Origin of the sequence: Luedemannella flava (assembly GCF_039528515.1) — a bacterium.
GTDB lineage: Bacteria > Actinomycetota > Actinomycetes > Mycobacteriales > Micromonosporaceae > Luedemannella > Luedemannella flava.
Genome location: NZ_BAAALT010000043.1, coordinates 1 through 10,573 on the forward strand (window position 1 = coordinate 1; position 10,573 = coordinate 10,573).

The following is a 10,573-nucleotide window of genomic DNA, read 5'->3' on the forward strand; positions in this document are numbered from 1 at the left end:
GGTCGCCGGGTCGGCCGCGGTCGCCGTGCCGCCCGCGGTCGCCCTGCCGGCCGTCGCGCCGCGCTCAGGGCGTCGCGGGTGGGTGTTGGTGGCGGTGCTCGTGCTGATCGTGGCGGTGGCTGTGCCCGTGGCGATCGGCGCGTGGGGCGGCCCCGGGTCCGGCCCGAAGGCCGGTCCGGGGAGGACGTCCGCGCCGGTCACCACGGCCGTCCCGAGCCGCGACCCGGTGGCGACCGGGACCGGCGCCGCCGGTGGCGGGGACGCGTCGCCGGTGCCGGTCGGCAACGCCGTCCCGGCCGTGCTCCTGGGCACCTGGGCCGGCGACCTGCACCAGGAGAACATCGACCGCACGTACCCGGCGACCGTCACCCTCACCGGCGGCCGGGTGGGCGCGGTCGTGGGAACGGTCGACTACCCCGCCCCGGGCTGCTCCGGACAGCTGCGACTCACCTCCGTGAGCGGCACGGAGATCCGGGTGACCGAGACGATCACCAAGGGGTCGGACTGCCTGTCGCCGATCCCGCTGCGGCTGTCGGTGCCCGCGCCGGGCGACCTGCGCTACCGCGCCGGCACCGACGGGGGGTCGAACCCGCCGGTGACGGGCGCGCTGTCGCGCGTAGCCGACCAGCTGCCGGCCGCCCTCGCCGGCACCTGGCAGGGCGCCGTCCGGGCGACGGGCGCCGACGATGACGTCGACATCGTCGTCGTGCTCACCGGTCGGTCGCTCGGGCGGGCCGGCACCATCGAGTACGTGGCGAAGGGCTGTCGCGCCACGCTCACGGCCGACCAGGCGACCGCCGGCGCCGGCTGGTTCACGGAGGCCGCCGGGTGTGCCGGCGCGGGACTGGTGTCACTGACCCTCACGGGCACGGACACAGTCCGGTTCCGGTGGCTCGATCCCGACGCGGTCGACGGCGCCGCTATGACGGGCACGCTCAGCCGGCGCTGACCCGACGGGCCGTCACCAGCAGGTACTCCCAGTCCATCGCCCCGCCGCCCAGGTCGTGGCGGCGCGCCAGGTCGGCGAGGTCGCGGTCGAGGTCCGCGATCCGCCGCGGGTCGTCGCCGTTGAACGCGTACGTCGCGATCGTCGGGCCGTACGCCGTCTTGAAGAAGTCGCGGAACGCCTCGGGCGTGGCGAAGCGGGTGACCCGCAGCATGCGCCGCTGCGCGGTGAACTGCGTGACGCGGTCGCCGAGCAGCGCCCGCACGTGCGCCTCGTCGCCCCACAGCGGCGGTGGCTGCGCGCCGGGCGGCGGCGGGGGAGCGTACGGCTTCATGGTGGCGAACATCTGCCCGATGAAGCCGGCCGGCGTCCAGCTGATCAGGCCGATCGTGCCGCCGGGGCGGCAGACGCGCACCAACTCGTCGGCCGTCGCCCGGTGGTGCGGCGCGAACATGGCGCCCACGCAGGACAGGACCGCGTCGAACTGTCCGTTGGCGAACGGCAGCGCCTCGGCGTCGGCCTCCCGCCACTCCAGCGTGGCGCCCGCCACGCCGGCCGCGCGCCGGCCCACGTCGAGCAGCTCGGGACACAGGTCGCTGGCCACTACCTGCGCGCCGGCGAGCGCCGCCGGGATCGCCGCGTTGCCCGATCCGGCCGCCACATCGAGCACCCGGTCGCCGGGGGTGATAGCGCTCGCAGTCACCAGCGTCGGGCCCAGGTCCGCGATCACCTCGGTCGCCACGGCCGGGTAGTCGCCCAGGGCCCACAGCGCGCGGTGCTTGGCCTTCAGCGCCCGGTCCGCGTCGGCCGGGCTGGTCGTTGTAGTCGTCATGTCCAGAAAACTAGGAACCGCGAGGTGTCGCGACTAGTACACGATCTGTACCGCGCCACGGCATGAGCCCTACCCTGCGGATATGGGTGCGTCGTACTACCAGTTCTGCCCGGTCGCGAAGGCGATGGAGCTGCTCGACGAGCGGTGGACGTTGCTGCTCGTGCGCGAGCTGGTCCTGGGCGGCCAGCGGTTCAACGACCTGCGCCGCGGCCTGCCCCGGATGTCGCCCGCGCTGCTGTCGAAGCGGCTGGCGCAACTCGTCGGCGCCGGGCTTGTCGAGAAGTCGACGGTGGACGGCGAGACCCGGTACGTGCTCACGCCGGCCGGGCACGAGCTGCGGCCCATCGTGGAGGCGATCGGCGTGTGGGGCACCCGCTGGATCGGCGAGCTGGGCGACGAGGACCTGGACCCGAAGCTGCTGCTGTGGGACATGCACCGCAACGTCGACCACGAGGCGCTGCCGGACGGGCGGTCGGTCGTCCAGTTCCGTTTCGAGGACGTGCCGAGGAGCCTGCGCGACTGGTGGCTCGTGCTCACCGCCCGGGAGGCGGACGTCTGCGACGCCGACCCGGGGTTTCCCGTGTCGGTCACGGTGAACACGAGCCTGCGGCGGATGACCGAGATCTGGCGCGGCGACGTCACCTGGACGGACGCGCTGCGCAGCCGCACCCTGTCGCTGGAGGGCCCGACGGCGCTGCGCCGCCAGGTGCCCGGGTGGTTCACCCTCTCGATGTTCGCGGCCGTGCCACGCGCGGACGCGGGGCGGGCCGTAGGCTAGCGGCGTGGCGAGATACCTCGACGTGCATCCCGACAATCCGCAGCCGCGGCTGATCCGGGAGGCCGTCGACATCGTCCGGGGCGGTGGTCTCATCGCCTACCCGACCGACTCGTCGTACGCGCTGGGCTGCCAGATCGGCGACCGCGCGGGCGTCGAGCGCATCCGCGACCTGCGCCGTCTCGGCGAACAACACCACTACGCCCTTGTTTGTCGTGACTTCGCCCAGTTGGGCCAGTTCGTACAGTTGGACAACTGGGTGTTCCGACTGGTGAAGGCGCACATCCCCGGTCCGTACACGTTCATCCTGCCGGCCAGCCGCGACGTGCCCCGGCGGCTGCTGCACCCGAAGAAGCGCACCGTCGGTGCCCGGGTGCCCGACAACCGGGTGACCCAGGCGCTGCTGGCGGAGCTCGGCGAGCCGCTGCTGTCGAGCACGCTGCTCCTGCCCGGCGACGAGGAGCCGCTCACCCAGGGCTGGGAGATCAAGGACCGGCTCGACCACTCCCTCGACGCGATCATCGATGCGGGGGAGTGCGGCAAGGAGCCGTCCACGGTCGTCGACCTCTCCGGCGACGAGCCCGAGGTGGTCCGCCGGGGCGCGGGTGACCCGACGCCTTTCGAGTAGGCCTGCAACTTTCGTCCTGGGTTCGCCGCCCGGCTCCGCGGGAGCGGCCATCTGCGCTGCTCAGGCGCATGGAGCGCGTTGGGCAAGCGTTTTCAAGATCATGAGTACGACGCGCCGCGCCGCCGCGATCGCAGAATTTCGTCGAACCAATCGATGAACCGGTCATCGCGGTCGGCTCCGACGACGGATGATCTTGAGGAGGCAGTACCCCATGACTTGGTGGAACAGGAAGCGCCGCGCGGTCGCGGCGGTCGTCGGGGCCGGCAGCCTGGCCGTCGCGGGCGCGATCGTGCTGCCCATGACGCAGGCGTCCGCCGCCGCCTCCTGCCGGGTGTCCTACGCGGTCACCAGCCAGTGGCCCGGCGGGTTCGGCGCGGCCGTCGACGTCACCAACCTCGGCGACCCGGTGTCGAGCTGGACGCTCACGTGGACCTTCGCGTCGGGCCAGACGATCACGCAGCTGTGGAACGGATCGGTGACGCAGTCCGGCACGCAGGTGACGGTCCGCAACGCCGCCTACAACGGCTCGGTCGCCACGAACGGCAAGGCGTCGTTCGGCTTCAACGGCGCCTGGACCAGCGCCAACCCGGTGCCGACGAGCTTCGCGCTCAACGGCACGACCTGCACCGGCGGGGTATCGACCACCGCCGTTCCCACCAGCACCCGCCCGCCGACCTCCGCGGCCCCCACCTCGGCCGCGCCGACCAGCCGCCCGCCGACCTCGGCCGTGCCCACGTCGGGCGCGGTCACCAGCACGCCGGCCTCCGGCACCCCGGTCGCCCGCTACGGCCAGCTGCGCGTCTGCGGCACCACGATGTGCGACAAGAACGGCAACAAGGTCCAGCTGCGCGGCATCAGCAGCATGTGGCTCAACTGGGAGACCCAGCCGTACGCGGAGAACCTGTCCGCGTTGCAGTGGATGCGCGACAACTGGAACCTGCAGGTCATCCGCGCCGCCATGGGCGTTGAGCCGGCCGGGGCATACCTGAGCGACCCCAACAAGGCGCGCTCGCAGGTCGAGACCATCATCAACAACGCGGTCACCGCGGGCGTCTACGTGATCGTCGACTACCACGCCCACGAGGCGCAGAACAACACGCAGGCCGCGGTGAGCTTCTTCGCCGACCTGGCCCGCCGGTACGGTCACCTGCCCAACGTGATCTGGGAGCCGTACAACGAGCCGCTGCAGGTCAGCTGGACGGGCGTGCTCAAGCCGTACCACCAGTCGGTCATCAACGCGATCCGCGCCGTTGACGCGGACAACATCATCGTGCTCGGCACCCCGACCTGGTCCCAGGACGTCGACGTCGCGGCGCAGAGCCCGGTGTCCGGCACCAACCTCATGTACACGCTGCACTTCTACTCGTGCACGCACACCCAGTTCCTGCGCGACAAGGCCAACACCGCGCTGCGGGCCGGCCTGCCGCTGTTCGTCACCGAGTGGGGTGCCAGCCACGCCGACGGTGGCCTCGACGGCCGCATCTGCGACGCCGAGGCGCAGACGTGGATCGACTGGATGAAGTCCAACGGCATCTCGTGGACCGCGTGGAAGCTCGACGTCGGTAACGACACCACCAACCTGCTGTCCGCGGGCGCGCCGGTGACCGGCGGTTGGAACAACTACCTGCACGGCCACGCCCCGTTCGTGGTCGCCAACATGAAGTAGCACCGAGGTGGTGGGCTCATCCCGTCCGGGATGAGCCCATTAGCTACGAAGATCACTCTCAAGGAGTCGCGTCCCTTGGGGCAGATCGTCCAGCTCTACGCGGACGGGCGCGGTCGGCGTAGGCCCGCGCGCCAGCCGGATTCGATCGTGCGGCGGGTCTCGTGCGGGGTCAGGCCGGTGGCCAGCGCCGCGTCGGTGAGGCGGGTCCAGACGTCGGCGGGGTCGAGGCTGCCGGCCGCCGCGAGCTGACCGAGCCGGAACGCGGCCGCGTTGAGGGCGCTGTTGCGCCCGCCCGGTGTGCGCCGGCCGCCCCGCCAGCCCGGACGCGGCGCGCGCAGGATCCGGTCGACCTCGCCGTCGACCGCCGCCCGGGCGTACCGCCGGAGATCTCCGACCGGCGGCGCGCTGACCGGCGCGACGCGGGCCGGCGGCTCGACCAGCCGCAGCAGGTCAGGCGGGCATGCCGGCAAGGGCTCGTCGGTCCACGGCCGGACGAACGCGTAGCGGCGGCCGCTGGCATGCCGTGACGGGGGCGCGACGACGCTGCCACCCCGGCCGCGCCAGTCGACGCCGGGCAACAGGCCGGTGCGGTTGCCGTGGCCGGTCGGCGTGAACCACACGTGCCACCCGTGACCCGAGCGGACGGTCGGCCCGGCCGTGGTCACCATCGCGCGCACGGCCCGCAGGCCGTCGTCGGTGTCGAGGTCGCACACGTCCATCACCACGCCCGTGGCCAGGCCGATGTTGGCCAGCGGCCAGCGCCGCCACCAGGCACGGATCACCCGCGGTTCGGTGACCGCGTCGTGCACCCCGTGGCGCACCCGCGGGTGCTTGCCGGGCGACGGGCATGCGTCCTTCGCGCAGGAGCAACCGTCGGGGCCGACCGGTGTGTGCAGGGGGAACACCGGCACGCCCCGGCGCGCGTAGCGCAGCGCCGCGTCGAGCAGACTGTCCACGCCCACCACCGCCCGAGGTCGTCCCGTGACCTCCAGTGTGCGCTCGGGGTACGACGGTCAGTCGGGCCGCGCGCGCCGCAGGCCGACGGCGAGGGCCACGGTCCACGCGATGATCAGCACGAGCAGCACCCGTTCCGCCGTACCGGTGAACGTTGAGCGCCCCACGAACGCCAGCCCGTAGAGCGTTGCCACCCCGGCCACGACGACGGGCCCGAGCGCCACCCGCGACACCCGGCGCGTCACGTCGTCCCGGCGGCCCTCCGCCAGCAGCAGCCCGGCCAGCGCGCGCAGGCCCGCGCGGGCGACGGCCGCGCCCGCGTGCACGAGGTCCTGCCCGGTCGGCGTCTCGTACGGCGGAAGCGGGCAGCCGGGGCTGCACGGCACGGCCGCCGCCGTGCTGGCCAGCAGCCCGCCGGCGGCGACGGCGAGCGCGGGCAGCGCCAGGAGGGCGCGCGGCGCCCCGGCGAGGCAGACCAGCGCGACCCCGACGCCGAACAGACCCACGACGTACGGGGCGCGGAACCCCTGTCCGGGCACCCCGGCCTCGCTGACGAACCCGGCGTACCAGACGCCCTGGTCGGCCAGCACCGCGCCGACGAACAGCGTGCCGCCCACCGCCGCGCCCCACGCGGCTAGCGCGGGCAGGGCCCGCGTGGTCGGGGCGAGCCGGGGTTGCGTCGAGGTCGTGGCCACGGATCGAGCCTAGGCCGACGTCAGGACGCGCAGGCGGATCACCCCGCTCCGCGCAGGGTGTCGACGGCCGCGCGCAGCCGCGCCTGGAGCAGTTCGTCCTGCCAGACAACGTCGTCGTCGGTGCCCGCGATGACGACGCGCTCGTCGCGTTCCGCGAGCTGTTCGAGGCCCGGCGCCGCCTCGGCGGCGCCCATCTCCACCAGCAGGGGAATGGCGCCGCGCGCGCCCCACGGCCGCGTGACCGAGGCAAGGAGCGCGTCGACCAGGTCGGCCGGCGGGGTCCCGAGCCGCCACAGCGCGCGGGCGGCGGCGACCGAACCCCACGGCTCGCGCAACAGGTCCAGCAGGAGCGGCTTGAAGTCCACGACCGCCGCGCGGTGGCGGTCGACCAGGTCGGCGACGTACTCCGCCGCGCTGCTGGCGGGCCGCTCCCCGGCCGCGAGCACGGCCCGTACGGTCGGCAGCGTGGGTGCCGGGTCGCCGGTGGCGGCCCACACGGCCCGCGCCGCGAGCACCTGCCGCTCGCGCTCCGGGAAGGTGGGCGCGGCGGTGCCGGTGAGCGCCTCCATGGGCCGGGGGACCGGCTCAGGTTCGGTCGGACCCACCCCCGACGCGATGATGTCGAACAAGGACCGCGCGGGGTCGTCCGCCGGCAGGCCGGCGAGCCGGTCGCGTGCCGCGGCCACGGTGCGCGGCCAGGACCACACGACGCTGTAGCGCATCGGCAGGTTCCTGCCGTCGTGCCCGGCCCGCACGGCCGCGGCCGCCGCGTCGAGCCAGCGCGGGTCGTCGAGGAGCATGAGCGTGCAGATCGCGTAGTACTCCCTGGTGAATCCCTGCGATCCGGCCACCCGCGGATAGTCGGTGGCGACCGCGTGCAGTTCGTCGGCGTAGGCGCCGGCCGCCACGCCGGCGCGGCGCAGCGCGTGGACGGCGGCCTCCCGCACCGAGTCGTCGGGATCGCGCAGCGACGGCCCGACCAGCGGGACCAGCCGGGCCGGGGCGGAGCGCAGCGCCTGGGCCCGGACCGTCAACGACCACAGGGCGGCGCGCCGCGTCCCGGGCCCCGGCGCCGCGAGCAGGCCGGCGAGCAGAGCGTGCGCCGTGTCGTGGTCGACGTTGGCGATCAGCTCGTCGGGCCACTCGCGGCCCGCCTGCCAGGCCCAGTCCAGCTCGATCTCGTCCTCGACGGCGCGGACGAGCGGGTCGACGGTGCCGTCGGGCCAGGCCGCGCCCGCCCGGGTGAGCGCGACGGCGGCGGCGACCACCACCTCGGGCTCCCCGTCGGCGATGGCCCCGGCCAACGCGGCGACTGCCCCGTCGGGATCGCGCAGGCCCAGCGCGAGCGCCAGGGACGCCCGCGTCGAGGGCGCGTCCTCGACGGCCCACCGTCGCCACAGCACGTCGACGGGGCCGCCGGCCTGGGCGACCGCGTAGGCCGCCGCGTCACGGACGTCGCTGTCGTCCGCGTCGAGCAGCGTCACGAGCTCGTCGACCCGGTCCTCGACGGCCGCGCAGACCGCCTCGTAGGACTCGCCGTACGCGTGGTTCGGGTCGGCCAGCTGGCCCACGAACCAGACGAAGAAGGCCTGGCACTCCGACGGCGTGCGGGCCAGCTCCACCAGGAACGGCACCGCCGCCACGGTCGCCGGGTAGACGGTGCCCTGGTGGAAGATGCTGCCGTACAGCTCCGACAGGGCCTCGCGCGCGTCGCCGCCGCCCGGGGCCGCCTGGCGCAGCAGCCCCGGGACGTCGTCCGCGTCGCCGTACGCGTGGTGCAGGTCGGCCCACGCGATCGTGTCGAGGTCGTCGAGCATCCGCCGACTCTAGTAGCGGTAGTGGTCCGCCTTGTAGGGCCCGCCCACGTCCACGCCCAGGTACTCCGCCTGCTTCTTGGTGAGCGTCGTCAGGCGCACGCCGAGGGCGTCGAGGTGCAGCCGCGCGACCTTCTCGTCGAGGTGCTTGGGCAGCGTGTACACGCGACGCTCGTACTCGCCGGGCTTGGTGTACAGCTCGATCTGGGCCATGGTCTGGTTGGTGAACGAGTTGGACATCACGAAGCTCGGGTGACCGGTCGCGTTGCCGAGGTTGAGCAGCCGGCCCTCGGACAGCACGATGACCGCGTGCCCGTCCGGGAAGAGCCACTCGTGCACCTGCGGCTTGATCTCGGTCTTCACGATGCCGGGCACGCGGGCGAGCCCGGCCATGTCGACCTCGGTGTCGAAGTGGCCGACGTTGCCGACGATGGCGTTGTGCTTCATCTTCGCCATGTCGTCGGCCATGATGATGTCCCGGCCGCCGGTGGTGGTGACGAAGATGTCGCCCGTGGACACCACGTCCTCCAGCCGGACCACGGCCAGGCCGTCCATCGCCGCCTGCAGCGCGCAGATCGGGTCGATCTCGGTGACGACGACCCGCGCGCCCTGCCCGCGCAGCGCCTCGACCGCGCCCTTGCCCACGTCGCCGTACCCGCAGACGACCGCGAGCTTGCCGCCCAGCATGACGTCGGTGGCCCGGTTGATGCCGTCCACGAGGGAGTGCCGGATGCCGTACTTGTTGTCGAACTTGGACTTCGTCACCGAGTCGTTGACGTTGATCGCGGGGAACAGCAGGTTGCCGTCGCGGGCGAGCTTGTAGAGCCGCGCGACGCCGTTGGTCGTCTCCTCGGTCACGCCGCGCAGCTCGGCGGCGATGCGGGTGAACCGCCCGGCGTCCTGCTCCAGGCTGTCCGCCAGGGTCTTGACGATCAGCTGGTACTCCTCGTGGTCGTCCTCGGCGGGCGCCGGGACGGCGCCGGCGCGCTCGAACTCGACGCCCTTGTGGACCAGGAGGGTGGCGTCGCCGCCGTCGTCGACCAGCATGTTCGGGCCGACCCCGGCACCGAAGTCGAACAGCTGCATGGTGGCCCACCAGTACTCCGCGAGGGTCTCGCCCTTCCAGGCGAACACCGGCGTGCCGGTGGGCGCCTCGGGGGTGCCGTCCCCGACCACGACGGCGGCGGCGGCCTCGTCCTGGGTGGAGAAGATGTTGCAGGACACCCAGCGCACCTGCGCGCCGAGCGCGACGAGCGTCTCGATGAGCACGGCGGTCTGCACGGTCATGTGCAGCGACCCGGCGACGCGGGCGCCGCGCAGCGGCTGGGCCTGCGCGTACTCCCGACGGATGGCCATGAGGCCGGGCATCTCGTGCTCGGCGAGCCGGATCTGCGCGCGCCCGGCCGCCGCCAGCGACAGGTCCGCGACCGCGAACTCGACGTTGTTGATCTTCGAAATCTGGGCAGACATAAGAAGAGGGCCCTCCCTCGACAGGAGGCGCCCTTCGACTGAGGTGCCCGGCCCGAGCGTGGCGGACGTCACGTCCGTCGCAGCGCCTCTCGGGTCGGCCCGCGCCGCACGGCGGCGCGTCTCCACGGTATATGACCTGCCGCAATGATCGCCAGGTGGGCATCTTCCGGTCCGCGGCCTTAATGATCAAGGGGTACGCCTTCACGTCCGCGGTCCTCGCCGCCCCGCCGACCTCGGGTTTCGCGTTATGGCGCCAAAGGCCCGCAATTCAGGCCCATATTCCAGCGCTCTGGCGCCAAAAGGCCGCCTGAACAGGACGTTGGGCGGTGGTCAGGGCACCGTGATGGACAGTTTGCCCAGGGTGCCGGCGGCGAAGTCGGTGAGGGCCCGGGGGGCGTCGGGCAGGGCGTACTCGCGTTGGATCGGGATGCGGAGGTGGCCCGCCGCCGTGTCCGCCCCGAGGGTCTCCAGCAGGGGCTTGCGCGGCTGGGCGATGACGCAGTGGGCGGTCAGGTCGTGGCCGGCGAACGGGCTCGGGTCGATCAGCAGCAGCGTGGCCAGGCGGCCGCCGGGCGCGACGAGGTCGGCGACGGCGACCGGGTCGCCGGCGAGGTGCAGGGCCGCGACCACCCCGTCGGCGGCGATCGCGCGGACCTGGGGGCCGAGGTCGACGACGTGGTCGCCGATCTGGTGGGCGCCGAGGTCGCGGACGTGGTCGGCCTCGGCGTCGCCGTGCGCGGTGGCGACGACGGTCACGCCGGACGCGGCCAGGCGCTGCACGGCGACCGCGCCG

9 protein-coding genes, 1 pseudogene and 1 riboswitch are annotated in these 10,573 nt (G+C 73.5%); of the genes and pseudogenes, 4 read left to right on the plus strand and 6 right to left on the minus strand.

The genetic code is table 11. The annotated features are described in order from the left end of the window. Nucleotides 1–949: pseudogene (locus ABD211_RS09070) on the plus strand (hypothetical protein); the annotation flags it as partial. On the opposite strand, the gene ABD211_RS09075 reads toward ABD211_RS09070, so the two are convergent. After that, nucleotides 936–1,778: a class I SAM-dependent methyltransferase gene (locus ABD211_RS09075; protein ID WP_344128291.1), complete on the minus strand. Its 843-nt coding sequence runs from the start codon at nt 1,776–1,778 to the stop codon at nt 936–938. The pseudogene ABD211_RS09070 and the gene ABD211_RS09075 overlap by 14 nt on opposite strands. 82 nt (nt 1,779–1,860) lie before the next feature. On the opposite strand from ABD211_RS09075, the gene ABD211_RS09080 reads away from it, so the two are divergent. From ABD211_RS09080 to ABD211_RS09090, 3 genes are all read left to right on the plus strand, one after another. Next, complete coding sequence (locus ABD211_RS09080) at nt 1,861–2,556, plus strand: winged helix-turn-helix transcriptional regulator (protein ID WP_344128293.1); 696 nt, start codon at nt 1,861–1,863, stop codon at nt 2,554–2,556. Between the two features lie 4 nt (nt 2,557–2,560). Then, entirely contained in the window at nt 2,561–3,181 is a 621-nt protein-coding gene (locus ABD211_RS09085; protein WP_344128295.1) for an L-threonylcarbamoyladenylate synthase, read from the plus strand. 211 nt (nt 3,182–3,392) lie between these two features. Beyond that, complete coding sequence (locus tag ABD211_RS09090) at nt 3,393–4,847, plus strand: cellulase family glycosylhydrolase (RefSeq protein ID WP_344128297.1); 1,455 nt, start codon at nt 3,393–3,395, stop codon at nt 4,845–4,847. Between the two features lie 95 nt (nt 4,848–4,942). Here ABD211_RS09090 and ABD211_RS09095 read toward each other — a convergent pair whose 3' ends face one another. From ABD211_RS09095 to ABD211_RS09115, 5 genes are all read right to left on the minus strand, one after another. Then, nucleotides 4,943–5,803 carry a bifunctional DNA primase/polymerase gene (locus ABD211_RS09095; RefSeq protein WP_344128298.1) on the minus strand — a complete coding sequence of 287 codons (861 nt, stop codon included), beginning with the start codon at nt 5,801–5,803 and terminating at the stop codon, nt 4,943–4,945. 57 nt (nt 5,804–5,860) lie between these two features. Continuing rightward, nucleotides 5,861–6,496, minus strand: coding sequence for a DUF998 domain-containing protein (locus ABD211_RS09100; RefSeq protein ID WP_344128300.1), 636 nt, complete (start codon nt 6,494–6,496; stop codon nt 5,861–5,863). Nucleotides 6,497–6,534: 38 nt separating this feature from the next. Then, nucleotides 6,535–8,313, minus strand: coding sequence for a HEAT repeat domain-containing protein (locus tag ABD211_RS09105; protein WP_344128302.1), 1,779 nt, complete (start codon nt 8,311–8,313; stop codon nt 6,535–6,537). A 9-nt stretch (nt 8,314–8,322) separates the two neighbouring features. Next, nucleotides 8,323–9,780 carry an adenosylhomocysteinase gene (ahcY, locus tag ABD211_RS09110; RefSeq protein WP_344128304.1) on the minus strand — a complete coding sequence of 486 codons (1,458 nt, stop codon included), beginning with the start codon at nt 9,778–9,780 and terminating at the stop codon, nt 8,323–8,325. 18 nt (nt 9,781–9,798) lie between these two features. Continuing rightward, nucleotides 9,799–9,877, minus strand: a riboswitch (S-adenosyl-L-homocysteine riboswitch). A gap of 233 nt (nt 9,878–10,110) precedes the next feature. Beyond that, the coding region (locus ABD211_RS09115; protein WP_344128306.1) for a zinc-binding dehydrogenase at nt 10,111–10,573 on the minus strand (463 nt) is incomplete at its 5' end.

What these genes read in the sequence shown, in the direction of transcription:
- ABD211_RS09075 (WP_344128291.1), bottom strand. Translation starts at nt 1,778, where the DNA reads ATGACGACTACAACGACCAGCCCGGCCGACGCGGACCGGGCGCTGAAG.
- ABD211_RS09080 (WP_344128293.1), top strand. Translation starts at nt 1,861, where the DNA reads ATGGGTGCGTCGTACTACCAGTTCTGCCCGGTCGCGAAGGCGATGGAG.
- ABD211_RS09090 (WP_344128297.1), top strand. Translation starts at nt 3,393, where the DNA reads ATGACTTGGTGGAACAGGAAGCGCCGCGCGGTCGCGGCGGTCGTCGGG.
- ABD211_RS09105 (WP_344128302.1), bottom strand. Translation starts at nt 8,313, where the DNA reads ATGCTCGACGACCTCGACACGATCGCGTGGGCCGACCTGCACCACGCG.
- ahcY (WP_344128304.1), bottom strand. Translation starts at nt 9,780, where the DNA reads ATGTCTGCCCAGATTTCGAAGATCAACAACGTCGAGTTCGCGGTCGCG.